The 21581-nt window shown below is 48.9% G+C and carries 21 protein-coding genes and 3 pseudogenes; 16 read left to right on the forward strand and 8 right to left on the reverse strand.

Annotated elements, in window-relative coordinates:
- Positions 1–28: 28 nt before the first annotated feature.
- Genes H6F76_RS07245 through H6F76_RS07255 form a run of 3 tightly spaced genes read right to left on the reverse strand, consistent with a single transcriptional unit; the run spans position 29 to position 2013 of the window.
- Entirely contained in the window at positions 29–454 is a 426-nt protein-coding gene (locus H6F76_RS07245) for a nuclear transport factor 2 family protein (RefSeq protein ID WP_190450320.1), read from the reverse strand.
- 13 nt (positions 455–467) lie between these two features.
- Positions 468–1367, reverse strand: coding sequence for a pyridoxamine 5'-phosphate oxidase family protein (locus H6F76_RS07250; protein WP_190507047.1), 900 nt, complete (start codon positions 1365–1367; stop codon positions 468–470).
- A 49-nt stretch (positions 1368–1416) separates the two neighbouring features.
- Positions 1417–2013 carry a glutathione S-transferase gene (locus tag H6F76_RS07255; protein ID WP_190507049.1) on the reverse strand — a complete coding sequence of 199 codons (597 nt, stop codon included), beginning with the start codon at positions 2011–2013 and terminating at the stop codon, positions 1417–1419.
- Positions 2014–2145: 132 nt separating this feature from the next.
- On the opposite strand from H6F76_RS07255, the gene H6F76_RS07260 reads away from it, so the two are divergent.
- The 3 genes from H6F76_RS07260 to H6F76_RS07270 all read left to right on the forward strand — a co-directional run bounded on the left by H6F76_RS07260 (position 2146) and on the right by H6F76_RS07270 (position 5433).
- Positions 2146–2691 carry a TetR/AcrR family transcriptional regulator gene (locus tag H6F76_RS07260; protein WP_190507050.1) on the forward strand — a complete coding sequence of 182 codons (546 nt, stop codon included), beginning with the start codon at positions 2146–2148 and terminating at the stop codon, positions 2689–2691.
- A gap of 65 nt (positions 2692–2756) precedes the next feature.
- Complete coding sequence (locus tag H6F76_RS07265) at positions 2757–3413, forward strand: Pr6Pr family membrane protein (protein ID WP_190507051.1); 657 nt, start codon at positions 2757–2759, stop codon at positions 3411–3413.
- A gap of 520 nt (positions 3414–3933) precedes the next feature.
- Entirely contained in the window at positions 3934–5433 is a 1500-nt protein-coding gene (locus H6F76_RS07270) for a NarK family nitrate/nitrite MFS transporter (RefSeq protein WP_190507052.1), read from the forward strand.
- A gap of 131 nt (positions 5434–5564) precedes the next feature.
- Here the strand turns inward: H6F76_RS07270 and H6F76_RS07275 are convergent, their stop codons facing one another.
- The 4 genes and pseudogenes from H6F76_RS07275 to H6F76_RS29980 form a co-directional block, all read right to left on the reverse strand.
- Complete coding sequence (locus tag H6F76_RS07275; protein WP_190507053.1) at positions 5565–6443, reverse strand: hypothetical protein; 879 nt, start codon at positions 6441–6443, stop codon at positions 5565–5567.
- A 197-nt stretch (positions 6444–6640) separates the two neighbouring features.
- Positions 6641–7234 carry an SMI1/KNR4 family protein gene (locus tag H6F76_RS07280; protein ID WP_190507054.1) on the reverse strand — a complete coding sequence of 198 codons (594 nt, stop codon included), beginning with the start codon at positions 7232–7234 and terminating at the stop codon, positions 6641–6643.
- Positions 7235–7293: 59 nt separating this feature from the next.
- Positions 7294–7410, reverse strand: a pseudogene (locus tag H6F76_RS07285) (Uma2 family endonuclease); the annotation flags it as partial.
- A 653-nt stretch (positions 7411–8063) separates the two neighbouring features.
- The gene (locus tag H6F76_RS29980; RefSeq protein ID WP_206754337.1) at positions 8064–8219 is read right to left on the reverse strand and encodes a hypothetical protein; all 156 of its coding nucleotides are present in this window, start codon (positions 8217–8219) and stop codon (positions 8064–8066) included.
- Between the two features lie 138 nt (positions 8220–8357).
- Here H6F76_RS29980 and H6F76_RS07290 point away from each other — a divergent pair, with 138 nt between their 5' ends.
- From H6F76_RS07290 to H6F76_RS31385, 10 genes are all read left to right on the forward strand, one after another.
- The gene (locus H6F76_RS07290) at positions 8358–8786 is read left to right on the forward strand and encodes a hypothetical protein (RefSeq protein ID WP_190507055.1); all 429 of its coding nucleotides are present in this window, start codon (positions 8358–8360) and stop codon (positions 8784–8786) included.
- 383 nt (positions 8787–9169) lie between these two features.
- Positions 9170–10393, forward strand: coding sequence for a hypothetical protein (locus tag H6F76_RS07295; RefSeq protein WP_190507056.1), 1224 nt, complete (start codon positions 9170–9172; stop codon positions 10391–10393).
- A gap of 12 nt (positions 10394–10405) precedes the next feature.
- The gene (locus H6F76_RS07300; RefSeq protein ID WP_190450309.1) at positions 10406–11314 is read left to right on the forward strand and encodes a hypothetical protein; all 909 of its coding nucleotides are present in this window, start codon (positions 10406–10408) and stop codon (positions 11312–11314) included.
- A gap of 81 nt (positions 11315–11395) precedes the next feature.
- A complete protein-coding gene (locus tag H6F76_RS07305) occupies positions 11396–12250 on the forward strand; it encodes a hypothetical protein (RefSeq protein WP_190507057.1) in 855 nt (284 codons plus the stop codon).
- 48 nt (positions 12251–12298) lie between these two features.
- On the forward strand, positions 12299–13603 hold the full coding sequence (locus H6F76_RS07310; RefSeq protein WP_190507058.1) for a hypothetical protein: 1305 nt from the start codon (positions 12299–12301) through the stop codon (positions 13601–13603).
- A 37-nt stretch (positions 13604–13640) separates the two neighbouring features.
- On the forward strand, positions 13641–15536 hold the full coding sequence (locus H6F76_RS07315; RefSeq protein WP_190507060.1) for a hypothetical protein: 1896 nt from the start codon (positions 13641–13643) through the stop codon (positions 15534–15536).
- A 54-nt stretch (positions 15537–15590) separates the two neighbouring features.
- On the forward strand, positions 15591–16682 hold the full coding sequence (locus H6F76_RS07320; protein WP_190507062.1) for a hypothetical protein: 1092 nt from the start codon (positions 15591–15593) through the stop codon (positions 16680–16682).
- A 36-nt stretch (positions 16683–16718) separates the two neighbouring features.
- Positions 16719–17576 (forward strand): hypothetical protein, encoded by an 858-nt coding sequence (locus H6F76_RS07325; protein WP_190507064.1) that lies wholly within the window; start codon positions 16719–16721, stop codon positions 17574–17576.
- Between the two features lie 3 nt (positions 17577–17579).
- Positions 17580–18605, forward strand: coding sequence for a DUF4438 domain-containing protein (locus tag H6F76_RS07330; RefSeq protein WP_242036559.1), 1026 nt, complete (start codon positions 17580–17582; stop codon positions 18603–18605).
- A gap of 245 nt (positions 18606–18850) precedes the next feature.
- Positions 18851–19144 carry a LuxR C-terminal-related transcriptional regulator gene (locus tag H6F76_RS31385; RefSeq protein WP_199321968.1) on the forward strand — a complete coding sequence of 98 codons (294 nt, stop codon included), beginning with the start codon at positions 18851–18853 and terminating at the stop codon, positions 19142–19144.
- A 25-nt stretch (positions 19145–19169) separates the two neighbouring features.
- Here the strand turns inward: H6F76_RS31385 and H6F76_RS31390 are convergent.
- Positions 19170–19256 (reverse strand): annotated as a pseudogene (locus tag H6F76_RS31390) (molybdenum cofactor biosynthesis protein MoaE); the annotation flags it as partial.
- A gap of 452 nt (positions 19257–19708) precedes the next feature.
- On the opposite strand from H6F76_RS31390, the gene H6F76_RS07340 reads away from it, so the two are divergent.
- The 3 genes and pseudogenes from H6F76_RS07340 to H6F76_RS07350 form a co-directional block, all read left to right on the forward strand.
- A complete protein-coding gene (locus H6F76_RS07340; RefSeq protein ID WP_190507068.1) occupies positions 19709–19948 on the forward strand; it encodes a hypothetical protein in 240 nt (79 codons plus the stop codon).
- Positions 19949–19986: 38 nt separating this feature from the next.
- The gene (locus H6F76_RS07345; RefSeq protein WP_190507071.1) at positions 19987–20472 is read left to right on the forward strand and encodes an SRPBCC family protein; all 486 of its coding nucleotides are present in this window, start codon (positions 19987–19989) and stop codon (positions 20470–20472) included.
- 153 nt (positions 20473–20625) lie between these two features.
- Positions 20626–21468, forward strand: a pseudogene (locus H6F76_RS07350) (alcohol dehydrogenase catalytic domain-containing protein); the annotation flags it as partial.
- Positions 21469–21581 lie beyond the last annotated feature (113 nt).

Genomic DNA, 21581 nt, shown 5'->3' on the forward strand with positions numbered 1-21581 from the left:
CACTGACTGCTGACGGCTAACCGCTCTTTCACGTCCGTTCCCAGCGAAACTTTCGTTCTGATTCTTGAATCAGCACATCGTTAATACTTGCTTCGCGACGCTGCATCAAGCCGTTGTCGGCAAACTCCCATTGCTCATTGCCGTGAGAGCGATACCATTGACCCGCTTCATCATGCCACTCATATTCAAAGCGCACAGAGATGCGGTTTTCGGTGAAACTCCATAGTTCCTTCTTGAGGCGATAATCCAGTTCTTTGTCCCATTTGCGCTGCAAGAAGAGGGCGATTTCCTCACGACCGCTCAAAAATTCTGAGCGATTGCGCCATTGCGAATCTGGTGTGTAGGCACTTGCCACACGCTTGGGGTCACGTGTATTCCAGGCATCTTCAGCTGCCTGCACTTTTGCTTTGGCAGTTTCTAAGGTGAACGGTGGTAGAGGTGGTTTCGTTTCCATGCTGGGTTCCATGCTAGATCGGGTTATACGGTGAATATTCGACAAAGCGCCAGCGGTATGGCAGGGCGTTGGTGGTGGCGATCGCTTGACTGACCTCAAACTCAATGAGCCGTTGGGCACCTGCAAAGGCTGCAAGGGCTTCAGAGTCCCAGATAATCTGAGCGGTGCCAGTCAGTTGCAGCGTGTTGCCCTGCTCAAAATCAAGGAACAATAAGCCTGCCTGCGGCTGTTGAAACAGGTTGCCTAATGTGTTGAACATATTGTTGCCAGCGTAGTCTGGAAACACCAACTTGTTCGCTTTTACGACCTGAACAAAGCCTGGATTGCCGCCGCGATGGGATACATCAGCACCATCAGGATGGCTACTGGCGATAAAAAAGGTATCCACCTGGGCAAGCCATTGCTGCTGAGAGGGTGACAGTGTTGAACTGACGATCGCCTCTGCCAGACCGGTTGGGGCGATCGCTGAAGCCTCAAGCTGGCGCAGTTGAATGTATTGAGGGCAGTTGAAATACACCTGCTTGGTATGGAGATGGATTGCTCCATCGGGCTGCATGGCAATGGTGCCGTTGAGCCTCAAGCGTCGTCGAGTGGCTAAATCAATGACTAGCAAACCCATCGCGTTACCAGATTGCAACGCAGCACACAGCGGATCACCCGCGATCGGCATAGCGTTAATCTGGATGCTTTGGTTTGTAATGGGCTGCACGAAGCCCGGTGCGCCCGTTAATAGTGATGCCCACACGTGACCATTGGTATCAACACTGCTGGCGATCGCCCATGACTGACTCTGCAAAAATGTCTGAGCAGCGGGCTTAATGGTAGCGTTCAGCAGATGACCCAGGCGATCGGCTTCTGCCCGCACACCGACCCTTGACTGCACTGCCTGTTCTCCAGGATGAAAGGATGTCATCAGAACCTCCTTTGTAGCGTTACTTCTTGTCTGGCTTTGACGCAGCGTTCTACAAACCAGGCATCCCCACGTAACCGGGTAGTTGCTTGATCCGCTCGACCCAAGCCACGACGTGAGGATATGCGTCTAGCGAAAGCTTGCCATCGGCGGCTAGCCCAATGTAGGGGAAACAGGCGATGTCTGTGATCGTAGGGCGATCGCTTGCCAACCAGTGCCGGGTTGCCAAATGGTGATCCATCACTTGCAGTAGCGCATACGACTGTTTCTCTACAGTGGTTATGTCGATCGCTGTCCCAAATAAATAGTGCAGTCGTGCTGTCGCCACCGTATTGGCAATCTCTTTCGACGCGGTTGAGAGCCACTGCATCACGTTGCCTAACGCCGCAGCCTCCTCGGGAAGCCAATCTGTTCCCCCATAGCGACGCGCAATGTAAACCAAAATTGCCTGCGAGTCGCGCAGCACGACCTCCCCATCAGTTAAAGCAGGCACTTGTCCAAACGGATTTAACTCTAAGAACGGCGGTTTCTTATGTTCACCTGCCTTTAAATCAACGGTGATCGACTCGTACTCTAACCCCAATAAAGACAGCAGTAGCCGCACTTTATAGCAATTGCCAGATAGCAAAAAATCGTACAGTTTCAGCATAGAGCGATCGTTCAACAGCGGTTGCTTTGTACTTCGGTTGCTTTGTACCTCTTGTCTGTACCAATCGTTCGGTACATAATCACTGTACTGATCGTTCGGTATACTGTCAATAGTTGCAATGAAGCTGAAGCAATGTTGAGAGAGGATGCCGTTGCCCAACTGGTTGAGGTCTTTCGCCAGTATGGTTACGAAGGGGCAACGCTGGCGCGGTTGTCAAGCGCAACGGGATTGGGTAAAGCGAGCCTGTATCACCATTTTCCTGGCGGGAAAGAAGAAATGGCAGCAGCCGTGTTGGACTATCTCCGACACAAGCTAGAAACGGGAATGCTGGCACCACTACGTAGCGAGGGCGATCCTTCTGAACGGCTTCAGGCAATGGCTCGTAGTGTGGATACTTACTACAATCATGGTCAGCAAGCCTGTTTGCTAGCAATGTTGGCACTGGGTGAAGCCAATGGGTTGTTTCAAACCCAAATTCAACAGGCGCTGAATCGCTGGATCGATTCTCTGGCAGGCGTGGCAATGGATGCAGGCGTGGAGGCAGCGATCGCCCGACAGCGTGCTGAAGATGCCATTTTGCAAATTCAAGGCGCACTTATTTTGGCGAAAGGCTTAGGCGATACGGCTCCCTTTCAACGAGTTTTGCAAGCACTACCAGGAAACCTTTTAGCAGTATAAATTACCCGTTATAAGTTAACCTGCACGTGGTATTTGTATCTACAGAGAAAATAGTAGAGACAGTGATGACGACCAGGTTACCGTTTGTTTTTGTTAGCGCGATCATAGGCTGGAGCGCTTTGGCACTACAACTCTACCTGCTGATTGTCAGCAATATGGAAAAGGGCTTGCCTGGAATTGTTGGGGTGATGAAGTTCTTCGATTACTTCACGATTCTCAGCAACATTCTAGTTGCCACGGTTTTTACAGCAATATGGTTACAACGACGTGACGCTGGTAGTTTCTTCACTCATCCTAAAGTAAAGACTGGCGTAAGCGTCTACATCTTCATTACGGGGATTGTTTACTTTTTGCTCCTAAGGCAGACATGGACTCCGACTGGTCTGTGGTGGTTAGCAGATGTGGTGCTCCATTACGTGATGCCTGTGCTCTATGGCGTTGAATGGCTATTTTTCACACCTAAAGGACAGTTGCGCTGGCACGATACCTTTCGGTGGGCAGTCTTTCCTTTTGTGTACTTGCTGTGGGCGCTGTTTTGGGGCGCAATCTTTGGGTTCTATCCCTATCCGTTTATTGATGTAACAACGCTGGGCTATCCGCAGGCATTGCTCAATGGCGTTTTCGTGGCGATCGGCTTTATCCTCATGGGCTTGTTGCTGGTCGCTGTCGATCGCTGGCTTGGCAGAAAGGTAAAATCCATCAAACAGCGCGATCTTGCCTAGAGGTGCGATCTGTTCTTTTTGAATAAGCTGTGCAGATGGCAACTTCGAGCAGCCCTAAGTGCAAGGCTTCAATCAACCGTTCTGCCTTGCCACAATAGCATCGCTTCAAGGCGTAGAACTTGTTTGCCCTCATTTTTTGTGATGGTTTACACAGAGTAACGCTATGAAGATCGGTAACCTTTCTACAAGCTCTTTTTGCCTCTGTGATATTGCTGCTTGTGGCATTCAGGCAAAAACAGATTGATGTGGTTAAGCTCAAGGGGTTTTACTGCAAGCCTGTTTTTTGCTGAAGTTCATGACTCAATCACTCAGTTTTACGAATAGTTTTGAGTCAACTATTGGTTGCGCTTATCCAGCGTTGTCCCGCTTTGAACTCAATGCATCTGCATCCACACGGTAGATTGCTAAGGCTCGGTTGCTAAAGCATCTACGGCTTTCAAACAGCACATTGTTTGCAGTCTCGTTGCGCTCCAAGGCATTGAAGTAAATTCATACACCTGCATTTTGGAGTAAAGCTGTCATGGCTGGATTGTGGTCGTTTACGGGCAGGTATAAAATCCTGCATATGACGTGGTTTGCTTTTTTTCTCACCTTTGTTGTTTGGTTTAACTTTGCACCGTTAGCAACAGCCGCAAAGGCTGAGTTAGGTTTAACCGATCCGCAACTGCGAACGCTCGCTATATGCAATGTGGCACTTACAGTGCCAGCCCGGATTGTGGTTGGCATGATTTTGGATCGCTTTGGTCCTCGCCTTACCTACTCTTGCTTGCTGATCTACGCGGTGTTTCCTTGCCTTGCTTTTGCGCTGGCACAAAACTTTGAGCAAATGGTTTATGCTCGCCTCGCCTTGAGCATTGTAGGCTGTGGTTTTGTCATCGGCATTCGGATGGTGGCAGAGTGGTTTACTGCCAAAGATATTGGTCTAGCAGAGGGCATTTACGGGGGTTGGGGCAACTTTGGGTCAGCAGGCGCTGCCTTTACGTTGCCTGCCATTGCTGCTGGGTTAAGCTTTTTGGCGGCTGGACAGTTCAACTGGCGGTTGGCGATCGCCCTTACAGGTGTGATAACAGCAGTCTATGGCGTAATCTATTACTTCAATGTCACTGACACTCCTCCTGGCAAGGTGTATCAACGTCCGCCTAGCAACGCTGGTATGGAAGTTACTAGCAAGCGCGATTTTTGGTTTTTATTAGTCATGAATGTTCCGCTAGTCGGTGTCTTAGGCTTAATTGCATGGCGTTTGACAAAATTGAAGTTCATTGACAACACAGTACTCTTGCTGATTGGTGTCTTTCTGGTTGGTCTTTATCTCTATCAGGCATACAACATCTGGCAGGCAAACAAGCCACTGATGACGGGAGCAAAGCGTTATGCACCGGAGGAGCGCTATAAGTTTGCTCAAGTTGCCAACCTTGAACTGGCATATGTTGCGTGTTTTGGGTCAGAGCTTGCGGTTGTCTCTATGCTGCCCACTTATTTTGAACGCGGGTTTGGCTTGACGGCAGCAGTGGCGGGGGCAGTGGCAGGGATGTACGCCTTTATGAACATCGTGGCGCGTCCAGGTGGCGGCTGGCTTTCTGACAAGATTGGTAGCCGCAAATGGACGCTTGCTGCAACTATTGGTGGCACAGGCATTGGCTATCTATTGTTTAGTATGTTCGGTCAAGGCGTACCCATCATTTTTGTGGTGCTGATGACTATGTTGGCATCGTTCTTTGTAATGGCAGCGGAAGGCGCAACTTACGCGATCGTTCCCCTAGTAAAGGCCCGAATTACTGGGCAGATCGCGGGTAATGTAGGAGCCTATGGTAATGTTGGCGCGGTCATTTATCTAACGGTCTATAGCCTTTTGCCCCAGGGCGTAGCTGGCGACAAGCTATTTTTTCAAATGTTGGGCTGTGTTGCGCTCATTGTGGCGTTTATAAATGCCTTTACGCTTAAAGAGGTAACTGGTGACCATGCGGAAGCGCCTGTGTCTGTGCCAGTGCCTATGGCAGTAAACCAGGGCGATCGCCGTTAAGCTTCGACTTGATTTAGATCTCTGAATTTCAATCTGTGATTTTGAATCTCTCATTTTCTGGTTTCCGGCTGATTCAAGATGTCGGAAACCAGAGTAATAGACGGCTTGGCAAGCATAACAGTAGCGGGATGTCAGGTTTCGGCATCTAACAAGTTGACATAAGCTGCAACCTTATCCTTCATATACTGATACTCTTCTTTCTGTTTTTCGCACTCTGCCTCAATAGCTTTAATTGATAAATTGCTCCCCGACAGCATAGTAGGATGACTCGTCGCCAGTTGAACACCGATTAATGACTCTCTAATAAAGTGCCTGTAGAGTTGCTCTAATTCTTTTACCTTGGCTAGTACTCCGCTCACTTCTGAATATACTGTCTCGTAACGATCTCGTTGATTTGCATAAACATCAGACTTGGTTGTTAAATTAAGTAGCCTTTTCGCTTTGCTACGCTCAGAATCAACGCGCACTATTTCTAATTGCAGTTCATGATGTTCTTTAATTAAAGGTCTTAGTTCTTGGGCTACTCTGTACCTTACTTCTTCTGTAGAATCTAATTTAGTTGAAACTGGAAGAGAGCCTTTGTAAATATCTTTTTCGCCATACCAATTAGGATCAAACTTAATGTGGCTTCTTTGCAGCCATTTCAAAAAAATAAGTCTAGGAATGCCAGTTGGCTCTCTAGCAACGGTATAACTGGTCGAGTGCAGTCTAAGCTCTCCATCATCAGTCAGCACTGGAACGATGATCTCAGCTTTATAAAGATTGTAATAAGAGCCAGAAACAGAATCTAATTGAAATCTCTCAGTTACTATACCTAGCTGTCCTAACGGTAGATTGTGCCATGAGTATTTATGAAAGCTCATGAAGGCAACAAGGTCAAACTCTAGTACAACTTGCCGTTTAATCTGCTTGATTTTAGAGATTGGATGTAGAGCGTTATAAATTATAGCTGTAGTAAAGAGTATACTTCCAGCAATTAGCAGAAGTGTAAGTATAGAGATTCCCAGCATAAGATTTAGCTCGTCAATTTGTAGAATCTAATGAACTGAAATCTGATTGATTAAATCTAAGTCTACTGACATTTCTTTAGCTATACAACTTTTCCCTAGGCTAATGACCAGGATAAGCGGTTGCAAATAATTTGGCATCACAAGACTTCTCGTTTGTCCGCTTCATCGACTTGTTAGATAGCCGATGCCAATCTATTTTACCAACCGTTAGCATATAGCTGCTCAACAGAGCCAGGGTTATGCTTGCGGCGAATCTCACCAAACTTAGCTTCATCTGTAACTTCTACATTTCCATCTGAAGTTACTGAATAAACTCCTGTTTCATAGCACTCAGCTATTGCCAACATCATATGAGTAAGATTTGTGAAAGCAAAGCTTAACGAACCATCATCACCATCTACATGAAAGATGGGGGCGGTGTCATTTAGACTATCACTACCTGGAACAGCAAAATACTCACCATCAAAATCAAAGATTAGAAAGAGATATTTAGGGTTTCCATCTTCTTCTCGAGCTTCGAGCCAAAAAGAATCGTTAATACCTTGTGAATCTCTCAAAGCAGTTTCTAGGTTTAGTAAGCAGTGATACACAAAAACACCACACCCATTATTAATGCCATTACGCCATTGATACAGCTCGTAGACTTCACGAGAGACACAAAAAGGTAGCTCACTAAGCTTTTCTTCAATTTCTCTGGATGATAGACCTGGCAGGAAACCTGATGCGCAAGTAGGACTATTTTGTTGAAGCCATTCTATAATCCGGTTCAGAGCATCGGTTAAAGCTGACATAATACCTCCACAGAAAACTTTAGATTAGCTTGGCTTTAAACCCTGATGGCTAAACTCATATAGTTATTGGTTTCAACAATATTCACCTTAATGCCAGAATTGCCTGTTATACAGCCACTATTGTCTAAATGGGCATCGAGCATGGCAGTAAACCGGATGGCAATGTGACCATGATTATGGTTAGTCAACTTCTAGTGAATCATCGGCACAGCAAGATAAAAGAAAGAGGGGTTTTGGCGCGATCGAGCAGGATGGGAAGGGGCAATGATGGGTATTTAGAAGAACTAGCTTCACCATAGCTTGCTCTTGCTCTCAAGCGCTCTACGAGGTTAGAGGAGGGCGTAAAGGCGACATACGCCCTAGTTTTGCACAAACACAGAGACGAGTCTGATACCGCACTTGAGTTGAGGTCGAAGCAGCGATCGAGTGTTGAGCTAACAGTATGCTTTGGCTTCCACACAGCTTTGAGGTGACTAACATTCTAGGCGCTGCTGAGTGGGGAGATGATTTGCCATGCACTCCAGGACGCAGCCACGCTAGATTTTGCAGTAGCTGAGAATTGTGCAGTAGATGAGAAAATAGCCGCTGCTAGACAAATTTGAACCGTTGTAGCAAACATTGCTTGCAAAGCTAGAACGATTTGAATCTTTGTTACTCCGATTCAAGTCTTCGTTACTCTGATTCAAGCCTCCGTTACTCCGATTCAAATCCTTGCAGCGACGGTTACTACTCGTATAAGAAAGAATTAAGCGTTTGCAAGAAACATATAAGTCGTTGCAGCAATTATTTAAACCGTTGTTACAACGGTTCAAGCATTCATAAGCCGGGCTTAAGCCATGCCTACAATGATTGAAATAGGCTGATTGATGTAACGGCTTTGGCAAGCGCTCACACCAATGCTTGCAATTTCCTTCACAAGTCTTTGCGGGGGTGTATGCCTCTGGTGTTTTTTGGCATTGGTATCAAAGGCAGCGATTGCAACCAAAGCACTGTCCTCCGTAAACATCCCTATTTTTCTACGGCGACCACTTTTCCCTGGTCTGAATCCTGCTGGTTTTTGCTCAGGTTAGACACTTGATCGCGTGTCTACAGTGTGGTTGTACAGCTAATTACAGGGGGCATTATGGCACGTCGCAAACGGAATTCTGAAGTGTTAGAACGCGCCGATCGACGCATTGAAAGTTTGCGTTCCATCAGCGCAGAGCTTGATTTTGGCAGTGGGCTCACTCTGAAAGCCTATACCAGCACCATTGATAGCTTGCGGTCTAAACTTGCCGCATATAACACGGCTCTATCTTCAATCGACAAGCTGGCAGATGATGTAAGTAGTGCCGAGCAACTTGTCATGGCAATGTCCGAAAAAATGCTGCTGGGTGTTGGCAGTCGTTACGGTAAAACCAGTCAGGAATATGAAATGGCAGGTGGTTCTCGCCGGAAGGTGAACCGCCGTACTAGCAGTGCCAGCCCTTCCACGCCCTCAACCACAAGTTCTGTGCCAACCGCTTCGACAAACGGTTCTACCAATGGCACCTCGCCTGCAACGGTCAGTTAAAAGCTAAAGGACTGCGTTCAAAGCCTAACAGCCATCTTCAGGGTGCTCACACGCATTAATGAGCACCCAACTGCTAGAACCATTTGCCCAGTGTTCCTTCTTCCGAAAAAGAGTGTGGCAGACGGAATCATACAAAATAGCTGCAACACAACATGGCTTTTCTTTGGGCATTCGCCTCCCTTGATCCAGTTACTTCATTTGAGTGACCTAGTTTATGTGACTAGTGACTTGATTGGGAACGGCGTACTTTAAATGCAAAGACTTTCAATCGCTTCCGCAAGTGCTGCGCTAATTGAAAGTGATCAGTATGTAACACTTTTGCTGCGTGAGTTCTACCCGTTACTGCCCGTAGCAGTGTACTAACTTTGCAAGGAAGGTATCCCATGGATCAACCCTTTGAGAGTGATGTAATGGATGATCTGTCGGCAGAGACACCCATTTCATCGGCTGACGAGTATGACGCGATGGAGGAAGAAGGCTTTGATGCCTTTGGTGATGATCATGCGTTTACCGATGGTATGGATGAATTTGCAGCGGAGGGTGCTGCTGCCTTTGAGGAAGATGCTTTCGGAGACAATCTGGAGGGCGATCTGTGGGATGACCAGATGGCATCTGGTGACGAGTTTAACCCCCATCGCACAAATCAGCGAGAGTCTAACCGAACGCAACATGAGCAGGGACAACGCCGCCGAGGGATGGATCGCGGGGGAGAGCGGGGTGACGATCGCCGTCAGGTGCCGCGCCGCAGACCATCAGGACACCGTGGACCATGGCCACCACGCAAAAATTCCTTCTTAGATGAATCGTTCTTCGACGAAGTGAACGAATTTGAAGATGGCTTTGAGGAGAATTTTGAAGATGAGTTTGCATCAGGTGATGCTTTTGCTGAGGATGGCTCAATCAATGCCATGGATGCGATGGAAGCAGCGATCGCCGATGCCCTAGAAGCTGAAGACAGTGACGAGTTCTTACGTCGTGCTGTGCAGGGAGTGCGTCGGGCAGCACAGGTGGCTCGTCAGGTCGGTCGAGGTGTTGGTCAAGTGGCACGGGTGGTCGGTCCTGTTGCCAGCATGATTCCACTGCCGCAAGCCCAAGCAATTGGGGCGATCGCCAACATTGCTGGACGCTTGTTGGCAGATGGAGCCGATGAGTTTGAGGCACTGGACGAAATACTATCATTCGCCAAAGAAGAAGATGCGGTAGATGCCGCTGCTCCCATCATTGCCGGACTCACTGTTCGTACCATGATGCCCCGTGCCGCTCGGTTGAATCGAACAGCACGACGGCAACTGGTTCATAGTGTGCGTCAGTCTACGCAAACTCTGGCTCGTCGTCAGGGGGCACGAGCCGTCAGAGCTGTTCCCCGCGTAGTACAAGCTGTTCAACGGACTGCTCAACGCCGCCAAATGCCTGCTCAACAGCTTCCTCAAGCCATTCGTCGTGCCGCTGCCAGCGTTGCTAGAAACCCTCGCTTGGTAAGTCGGTTAGCGCAGGCAACCCAACACGCTTCAACTGTAACCCGTCGGTATGTGACGGGAAGCAGTACAGGCATTCCACAACGCTTAGTGATTCGCGGTCCGGTCGAAATCACTATCAGAAGCCGTTAGGGAGAACAAAAGATGTATCAGGCGTTTGATAGTGATTTGATGGATAACTTGTTCTACTATGTGTCGCCACAAACTCACTCCCATACAAACAAATTTGATGCCTTCGAGGGCTTAAACGAATTCGATTGGCTTGCTGAGTGGAATGGATTTGAGGATGAGGATGTAGACTACGCTAGAGGTGGTACTGCGCCAACAGAACCTAATGATGGAGTGTCTAGAGACACAATTCAAGCAACAATAAATGCTCAGGTGGATAGGCAATTGCGACAATGGGGACTTACTGATATTCGGGCACATCAGCCTCAGGTAGTTCCCAATACAAGACCGAATCCAAAAAATCAAGGACCACTGACTACAACGTCTAATCAGCCAGATCATCAAGCAAACGATCTAAGAACTGGAGAACACGTAAATGTTGAAGTCGAGGTTCTAAATCCTCAGCGTCGTAGGGAAAGCCGCGCAGCGGCAATCAGGCAATTTGAACGGGTAGTACAGAATGATCCAACTGCACGTAGCGTACTTTTAATACATCAGCCTCAACTTGATGGGAACAACCGCCCAATTAGAGAGGGACGACTTGTTGAGAAGCGTGTCTACGATCCTACTACTAGAAGAACAACACAGAGTACGGAACCACTGCGAGAGGAGGATGTTCACACTCCAAGACATTCGCCATCGCAACAACAACGGGCAAAACGATCGCCCCAGAGTCTTCCGCAGCAACAGCGTCCAGCCGGAGGGCAGCGTCCACCGCAAGGTCTTCCGCAGCAACAACGTCCAACTGGAGGACAGCGCTCACCTCAGAGCCGTCCCCAACAAGGTCGTCCAGCTAGAGGACAACGATCGCCCCAGAGCCATCCTCAACAACGTCGTCCCACTAGAGGGCAGCGTAGCTTTGATGCTTTTGCAACATTCTTTTAAGTCAGCTTGAAACGGTGTGAATTAATTAAGGGCTAGAAGTCCTACTAATCCTGTCTTTCTACAATTATCGAGAGGGAAACTATGTATCAAGCCTTTGAAGCCGATGTTATGGATGATTTGTTCTACGAGGCAGAAGGTCCATCCCAAACGCGCCGTTCTGCCCAAGCCTATGATGCGTACGACGATTCATTCGATGCGTTTGATGAGGGCGATGGTTACGATGCTTATGATAGTTACGATGCTTATGATGCTTACGATGAGGGCGATGCGTTTGAAGAAGCGATGGCAGATGCCCTGGAAGCAGAAGATAGCGATGAGTTTTTCCGGCGCGTAGCGCGTGGCATTCGGGGTGTCACTAGAGTGGCTCGTCAGGTTGGACGCGGCATTGGCAGTGTTGCTCGTGTGGTTGCACCGATCGCCAGTGCCATTCCCTTACCACAGGCACAGGCAATTGCTCGTGTTGCCCGCGTTGCCGGACGTTTGTTAGCAGATGGTGCTGATGAATTTGAAGCAGTAGACGCACTGGTAGATTTGGCAGAGGCAGAAGATTTGATGGATGCAGCGGCTCCCGCGATCGCCACGATGGCGGTTCATGGCACTATGCCTCAAGCGGCACGACTGCCCCAAGCAACCCGACAACAGCTTGTCCGGGCAACGACTCAAACGGCTCGCACGATCGCCCGCCAGCAAGGAACTCAAGCGGTACGAGTCTTGCCTGCTGTGGTGCAAACCGCCCAACGAGTTGCTCGCCAGCAGGGCGTTCCTCCCACAGCCTTACCACGGGTTATTCAGCAAGTGGGGCAGCGTCTCAGCCGCAATCCTCAAATGATTCGTCGTCTGATTCGCTCCGCCAGCCCTGCGATTCGTCAACATATCTGTGCTGCCTGTGGCAGTCGTCGTACTCGCCCAGCAGCAGCCCGTCGTGGTGCCATGTAAGCGGTACCGTGCTGTTGGTCAACAGGAATCCTATGCGAGGAAGCTGTGATGGAAACGCGTTTGTTCCTACATACCAAAATTCTGGCACTGGCAGCACGGGCACGCCGACTGGTGCAGGTGGATTATGCCTCGGTGGGCATTCGTCCACAAGACATCCCTTACGCGCCGTCTCCCGCACACTTTCGAGCCGCTAATCGTCGACTGGCAAAAATTGACCAGGAAACACAGCGCCGTTTAGAGCAGGTAAAGCAAACCTGGAAGACAGCTCCACCTGATCGGGTCTTGCGAGATATTGCGCTAGTGGAGCGAGAAGTGGATCGATCGCGGCGTGCTTTCGGACTCTTCTTTGAGGTCTTTGGGCAACGAGGCACCACCTTTGCCCCGGCTCTTGCAGCGCACGATGTCATTGCGGTTGATTGCTATGCCCCAATTCGACAAGCGGCTCCTGCTCTTTTTCGCGGTCCCCTGCTGAAACCAGTTTGCTACATGGAGCATGGCTTTTCTCCCGCAACCATGCGGCGAGGTATCCAGTTGAATCGGTTATTGGGAGAGCAAAATCCGTTTCCCATCATTCGGATTCCGTGGGATCGCGATAATCCCTGGCAGGCAGTCTTTCTGCACGAGGTCGCGCATAATCTTCAGGCAGATTTGGGCATCTGGCAAGAAAATCGACGTGCTGTGCTGGAACGCACTCTGCGGTTTACTGGCGACCCAACGGTTACTCGCACGTATGCAACCTGGCATAAAGAAATCTTTGCTGATCTGGCAGCGATTTTGTTAGGTGGTCCGTCGGCTGCTTGGGGCATGGCGGTGTTTCTTGCCCATCCGGCTCCACGTACAATGACGTTTCGACCAGGGGGTGCCCATCCCACTGCCTATCTGCGGATTCTAATTCTGGCAGAGATGCTGCGGCAGATTGGGTTTGGGGCGGAGGGCGATCGCCTCCAGCGAGTTTGGCAAACACTGTATAACCCGAATCGCGCTCATCGCATTCCTGCCACTCTCTTGCAGACTGCCGACACTGTAATTCCGCAAATTGTGGATGAAATTGCCTTTCAAACTCGGCGCAACCTGGGACAAAAAGCACTGGTGAACATTATTCCCTTTAGCCGCGACGACGAGCGGGCAATTCAGGCGGGCGCCAGACAACTGGTGCAAGGGAGAGTGCCCACCGATCTACCGCCGCGCTTTCTGGTTGGTGCCTCTAGCTATGCGCTGGCAACTGGGCAAACCTCACCTCGTCAACTCTCTCAACGGGTGATTACCCATCTCACTCGGTTGAATACGCGCTCTGCTAGTACGTTAGCAGAGGCTCAGGCAGCGGTTCGCACAGCGATTTCGACTGTCGCATAAAGATTCACCTATTTTGCTCTGGAAGTGAGTTAAAACGATGGCAACCCCCTCTAGCAATCCTTTGAGCCACGCAATGTCACAAAACAATGGCGCAGTGCCACCAAGCAGCGGTCGCATGGCATTAGATAACTTAATTCGGCGAGAGCTTAAGGTCAGCGACCCAAATGACTCTCAGCAAATCGCCCAAGCCTTACTCTCACGCTACAAAGACACACCCAAAGCCGCAGCCATTGCTCGCGAAGCTGAGGGGGTGCCGTTTGCCCTTTCCACATCTAGTAGTGCAACCCCGATCGCTCAAGCGAGTATGTCTTCTCAAGCAGAACTCCAGCAGGCGATCGATGATGTGGAGCGAGATTTACGAGAACTCACCACCAACGCCATCCTGAAGGACATTACGCCCGAGCTACAAGGATGGGCAACCGCCATTCGTACTGCCATTACTGAAGGTATAAATGCAGCTCAGTTTGCGATCGATTCTCGTCAGCGTGACAAAGCCTTTGGTATCCGGCGTACACTGGGAGATTTTGCGCGGGTGGCTCGTTTAATTGGGGCGTTGACTCCTACTGTCAACATCAACTATCGCAAACTTGCTCAAAGTCTGGATGAAGTGGCGGCAGTGATGTTAGTCAAAATGGGAGAAGCTATTTCCAGCATTGGGTTTAATAGTGGTCGCTATTTGCTTCAGGTTGCTTACAGCGATTTACAGTCTCGTCGAGATGCAGTGATTGCCGCCTTACGCAACCTCACAGGTACGGTGCAGGAAGCGTATGACCCCAGTGAGTGGCAGCGGGGACTCAATGCCTATCGTTTGTTCTACAAATATTTAGAGACAAATGCTCAGGGAGATTTGCGATCTCTGTTAGTAGAAACAGAATTGGCACGAGTCATGGATAGTCTGCTGCAACGAGCAGGGCGGGGTGGTTCAGAGGGGTTACGACAATTGGGGGCAACCTTCCAAATTGACATTGAACAACTACGTCGTTTAGTGATTGTGGGCAACAAAGCCGTCAATCCTCCCGCTCCTCCGTTTACAGCCTTTTTAGATGCTGTACAGCTCTTTATCGACTCAGTGCAGCCATCCGGCGGCTCACGGTTAATTCGCATCGCCCGTCCACCCATTCTGTTCTATGGCTTGTATGGACAATCCGTGCTGAATGCCGATGATCCGGCACTCAATCTCGTGCAGTTGGTAATCCTGCGGGGCAGTCTGGCGAGTCAACTTGATCGTCTTGCCCAAACCAGTAATGAACCCAGCACTCTCAAGGGGCAAATCATTTTAGATAAGGTGCTTTATGACGTCGATCGCGCGATCGACCTCTACGCTGTAGGCACAAAAGATAGTTTTGACCAACCCGAACGTCGTGCTGTTGCCTATAGCTATGTCATTGATGCCTTCTTAAATCCACCAAACTTGAACCAAGACCCCCCTCCTAACGATGGTTTTGACGAACTTAGAGAGCTTCGGCTCACCGTAGGCTTTGGGCTTGAGGAGCAACGAAACGAGCGACGTACCTTATTTACAACCTTGCGAGATGTTTTACGAGAAATTAGAAACTTGCTGTTCTTACCGATCAATCCAGGCTTTATCGAAGGGTTTAACACTGAGCTACGTGGACTTGGTGAACTTGATACGACCAGGAACAATGCCCTCCTGCAACAGTTGATTAGACAGGAGTTGTTTGTTCAGCAAGATGTGGAAGCAAGCTGGGAAAATTTGGTGCAAACGATGGCTTCCGATTATGTGTCCTACACCGAGTTATTTGGCGCTGATGGCATCATTCGACAATTGCTTGACGTTGCCCTCTCTAGGAGTGGTGGTCAATACCTCAACCCAGAACCGATCGTGCCCGATTCAGACTCGTTTAGCCTGATGACGATTGCTGCCGCTGCGAATCGACTTGTGCCCCTTCCACCACAAGCACCTACGTCATAAAACACGATCACCGCTCACTCCCCAACGCATGAGAACTGATCAAGGACTCTTACCATGAGCTACAACACAACTGAAACTATTCAACGCTTGTGGGCAAACTTTCTGCGCGAGCAGCTTGCCGCGATGCCTGCAACAGACCGCAAACAATACGAGCAACAGCTCGAAGACCGCTTTGGCGAACTCCTGAAGGATGCCGCTGATGGTACGGGTAGCCAAGATGGTTTTCTAGATCTAGTTGGGTTTGGTGGCAAAGGTGCTGTTCCCTTTGAGAATATTTCCTATCCATACATTCAGCCTGATTTTGATGACTCGATCGTGCCCAGCCAACTCCATGCTGCCGCAGAGTTGTACTATATCTATCAGCACGAACGGATGAAAGTGTTCCAGGTGGTGCAGGTATTACAGCGCCTTTTCCGCGAAGGCAGAATGCGGATTCAGCGTGGACCCGGTGCGCGGGCACTTTACCTGCTGGATAAATGGAAACCACTGCGGTATAACCAGCGCGATCGCATGATTGCCTACCGTCGCGCCTTCAACTATGGCAGAGTACAGGCACCCGTTGGAGCGATCACAAATGTCAACTTCCATCGCCAGTTTGTGGGCTTTATGGTGGCAGTGTCACAGTACTTCCGCGATTTGTTGATTGGTGAAGTCATTCGCGGTGGACCGTTAATTGAGCAGCGCCCGTTTGGCAGCATCGGTACAGTGCAGCGTATTGGGTTAGATTTGCGCTATGCCCTCGATCGCTCCACCTATGGCAATATCCTGGCGCTTACAGTGGAAACAGGGCACTACCTCAACGAAGTTCTCAAACTCTTAGACACCCCTGACATCAAGAAATCTTTTGATGCCAATACTAAATGGGATGTGATTGAAATGGTTTCTAATCGCTACCTGGGCGGTATTGGAGAGCCATCTCAACGAGCAAAAATGGCAGAGAGTGGACGACGCATTCTACAATTTATTGCCGATAACGACTTCAAGACAGCACTCGACCCCATTCTCTTCCAATCTGAAATGCGACCAATGGGATCTCACGCTGAAGCCTGGGTTGCTGCCTATCGCATGACCCCAGAAGGCCGCGGTTTCTCAGGTGTCACCCCAGCCTTAAGAAGCGTCCTCGGTGCACAATCGGCAGCCGTTTAATGTGTGGTTTGATTCATCCATTTGAGGATTGTAATCATGACAGCAGCGTTAGTATCCGATTTTTCCATTACCCTCAATCAACGTCGCTGGGCGTGTGTGCTTGATCCAACTCTTGCCTTGTCTCATTATGGATTGCCTTTAGTGAAGCAACTAGGCGAGTTGATGGAACTCTGGATTGTGCGCGAACTTTGGCATATTCTGGACAATCCTCAGTTTTACCTTCATCAACCCAGCTTAATTTCGAGCGTGCAAATGCCCATCGCCTTGCCGTCGTACGGCAACAGTTCCCAGCACGTTGTGCAAACGCTTAAAGAGTGGGAACGTCTTCGGACTAGCACCGATCGCAACTCCTGGAATATTCATTTCTTAGCCGATGTGATTGGGGAGTCTTGTGTTCCGACTGGCATCGATGCCGACATTATTTGGCGTTGGGAATCGCTGGCGCAAAGTTTAGACACTCGCTTAGATCAACAAGTTTCTAAACCAGATATTCTGACCCTTGCCTTCCGTGATCTAGCAGCGCTGGCAGCCGCGAGACCCGCTTGTATTCTGACTCATTGTGTCAATGAAGAGGCTCCCGCGCTTTGTAAAACACTTCAACAATGGGGTATTGCCTGTCAACCAATTGAACCAACTAATGCGATCGCCGACATCGAGCGAGAACAATTTCGTAACTTGCTTGTTCATGCAGGTCTCTCCAAGTTTCTCTGGGCAGGATTGAATTTGGCAGTTTTGCATTTGGTTGTTCCTGCCGCTGCCACACTCAGCACAACCTTTGCCCAGGATTGGTCAGATGAGTATTCCTTTTCAGAAATTGATGAATCGACAGTCGATCAAGGACTGTCGACCAATCTCTGGCAGGGTGCGCAAGGCTTCTGGTATTCCATCACTTGAATTATGAAGGATCAACCCGCTAATCACCGCAACACGCTTCAAATCAACCAACCTGACCTGGTGATGGTGGCAGTGATGGGTCAGGTTGCTCATCCAGTGGCTGCCGGAAATCCTTACCGGATTGGGCATGATGGAGTGCCACGGGTGTTGCCTGCCACAGGTGGCATCGTTCTAAATCAGCGAGTGGGCGATCGTTGTGTGGGTTTGATGGGTGATCACATTGAACCTGGTGCGGCGTTGCACAATAATAATCGGGAAGTTATTGGGGCACGCAATGGACCCAATCTGGCATTAGTAACCTACGCATGTGTTGGTAACATCGCCAGGGTGATTAGTGGTCCCTGTAACGGTAAACGCGGGTTAGTTACTGGCAAACATGGGGGTGTTGATCATGTATTAGTAGACTTTCCAGCCGCTGTATTGCAGCGCTTACAAATTGGCGATCGCGTTCAAATTAATAGTTATGGTTTAGGACTGCAAATTTCAGATTATCCAGAGATTAACGTTACAAATTGTTCCCCCTCACTGTTGCAACGATGGGGTATACGCGAAAATAATCGTAGGTTGCAAGTACCCGTTACGCATCGTATTCCCGCCAAAATTATGGGTTCCGGATTGGGAAAGAATTCTGTTTGGCGAGGAGATTATGATATCCAATTATTCGACCCCCATGTCCGCGCTCGCTACCGCTTAGAAACATTACGTTTTGGTGATTTTGTTGCCATTTATGATGGTGATACACGCTTCGGTCCTTCCTACCGGCAGAACCGAATCACCATTGGCATTGTTGTACATGGAGATAGTACTGTAAGTGGCCATGGTCCTGGTGTAACAGTTCTCTTAACAGGTCCTGCGAATCGCTTACAGCCGATGGTTCACTCACGCGCAAATCTTGCTGCTCTCTTCAATTTGCGCGCTCTGCCGACCGCTAGAGCGTACCAACCTATTACGGCAAATTCTAATCTCAATCTAACGTTGAACGTCGAACCTGCTCGATCTCAAACTAAGTTCTCCTATCTCAGGTATTAATTGTTCCCTGTCGTAGTTTTAACTTCCTTTTGCCCCTATGGAGGTTTATGAGAGAGAACGCTCCAATTCGTTCATCTTGCCCGTTAGCAGTTGATATATCTACATCACCTGCTATTCTAAGCAAGTTCCAAATCGACAATTATCAGTTTTTAGTTATTAGTTTAGAAACTAATTCAAGTGCTCAATCTTCCTTAGATCAATCAACTCATTCATCCAAAATCTATATTGAGGTTGATCGATTTAAGGTGCAAGGACAACTTTACGCGATCGTAAGGGTTGAGTCATCCTCTGATTCTGCTGGAGCTGCTTTAGCCAACTTATTGACAGAGCGAGAGATCCAAATTGCTACATTGGTTGCTTCAGGACAACCAAATAAGCAAATTGCGAAGCAGCTTCGCATTAGCGAGTGGACAGTCTCAACCCATCTACGTCGTATATTTATGAAGCTTGGTGTAGACAGCCGCGCAGCAATGGTTTATCGCTGCGCGGCTCTCATTCAACAATTGAAGGGGCAACTAGAGACGATGCAGCAACTATAGCGATGTCCGAACAATCATCGGCAAGCTAACAGGGTTCATCTGACTGCTCACAAGCACCAATGCTCACCCAACTGCTGGAACCATCTGCCCAGTGTTCTTTCTTCCAGAAAGGTGTAAGATTCCGTGCTAAAGCGGAAGAACCTACAAATCCAAACATCTCAAACTTTCAACTGATTGATCTGGTGCAGATCGAGCGGAAGAACAGTCATCAACGGCAAGCCTTCACTTGAAAGCTTTGGAGACACGGATCAGCAACGAGTGATTGCTGCAGGCTTCCAAAAACACATCTCGAAGCCTATTGAACCGAGGAGTTGGTGCAGGCGATCGTTGAGCTAATTCGCTCAGGGCAATGCCTTTTCGAGGGTTTAGGCAAAGAACCCTAATGTTGTAAACGAAATGAGTATAGAACAAAACAAAAAAAGGCTGTTCAGAAGCTCCCCGTTCATCCGATCAGTCGGTGGATCAAATTAAAGACAAGATGGCTGCGCCCGAAATCCTTGCACCGCCTGAAAACTGTCTTCGGTTTAATTACGCCTACCTACTTACAAACCGTTCTTATTACCTTTGGCAGACGATATTCAGCTCTGGCACCTTAGGCTTAGGGCAGTCCAACAAAACGAAGGAAATCCCAGAATAGCCCTTTCAGATGTGGGTCGATTTTGGGTGAGTAAGCTTAAACAGTCAATAGATCAAGAGAAGTTGATTCAGTTGATTCGGATGGGATGTGCCCATGACGATTCAACGTTTTTACAAATAGCAGCCGAAGGGGAAAATCCTGAAATTGAAGTCTTGCTGGCTGTTTGATGAACAGATAAAGCCCACTCACAAATGAGGACATTAAGATGGCTCAACCGATCACAGTCGAAAGAACGGTAACTATTGAAAAACCCGCAGAAGACCTTTACCGCTTCTGGCATAGCTTAGAAAACTTACCACACTTTACTAGGCATATTAAAAGTGTGACGGTCTATGAGGATGGGCGATCGCACTGGATTACTAGCGCACCAATGGGCAACAGCGTTGAATGGGATGCCAGAATCACTGAAGATCGTCCGAACGAAGTGATTGCCTGGACTTCAGTGGAAGGGGCAGACATTGCGAACTCTGGTTCGGTTCACTTTCAACCTGCTCCTGGCGATCGAGGGACTGAAGTAAAAGTCATCACAACCTATGATGCACCTGCTGGAGTCGTTGGAGATGCGATTGCCAAGCTGTTTGGTGAAAACCCAAAACAGCAAATTGGAGACGATCTTGCCCGCTTCAAAATGCTGATGGAGACAGGTGAAATTGCCACTAATGAAGGTCAGCCATCAGGACGACGAAAATAGGCAGGGCTCAATAAAACAAAAGACCTTGAGTGATGCAGTCACAGCCCGAAACGCTGCATCAACATCATATTTCAATCTTTCAATCAGCGTCATGGTTTACCGCTAACGCCATTTTCAATTCACAAAACAATTACTCAGAAAAAGGGAAAAACAATGAAAGCAGTTTGCTGGCAAGGTGCTAACAAGGTGGAAGTCGAAACGGTCCCCGATCCCAAAATTATTAATCCCGGCGATGCCGTGATCAGAATTACATCCACTGCAATTTGTGGTTCTGATTTACACCTCTACGATGGATTCATTCCGACGATGGAGCAGGGTGATATTCTGGGGCATGAATTCATGGGAGAAGTCGTTGAAGTCGGCAGTGAAGTGAAGCGAATTAAGGTTGGCGATCGGGTCGTCAATCCCTTTCCCATCGCCTGTGGTCACTGCTTCTTCTGCAAACAAACGCTAACATCCCTATGTGATAACACCAACCCCAATGCCTTTATGGCAGAAGCCCTGATGGGATATTCGCCCTCAGGCATTTTTGGCTACTCCCATATGTTAGGGGGCTATGCAGGCGGTCAAGCAGAATATGCCCGCGTTCCTCATGCTGATGTCGGTCTATACAAAATTCCTAACGGGTTGACAGACGAACAAGTGCTGTTCCTATCGGATATCTTTCCCACTGGCTATATGGCAGCGGAAAACTGTGACATTAAACCCGGTCATGTCGTGGCAATCTGGGGTTGTGGTCCGGTGGCTCAGTTTGCGATTCGTAGTGCGTTTTTGCTGGGAGCAGAACGGGTCATTGCGATCGATCGTGTGCCTGAACGGCTCCAAATGGCAAAAGACGGGGGGGCAGAAGTCCTCAATTTTGAACAGGTTGATGTTGGCGAAGCCCTCAAAGAAATGACGGGCGGTCGTGGTCCTGATGCCGTGATGGATGCCGTGGGGATGGAATCTCACGGTTTAGGTCTAGAGGGATTTTATGACAAAGCCAAACAAGCGGTGGGTAGTGCTCAAGATGTAATGATAGAGAAGTAGAGTTGTTCTCCTCCTATGCCTGCCTGCCCCCTTTGTGCGTCCGTCAAAACGGTCAAGAACGGACGTATCCACAATGGTAA

It is taken from the genome of Leptolyngbya sp. FACHB-321 (assembly GCF_014695975.1).
Classification (GTDB): domain Bacteria; phylum Cyanobacteriota; class Cyanobacteriia; order Leptolyngbyales; family Leptolyngbyaceae; genus Stenomitos.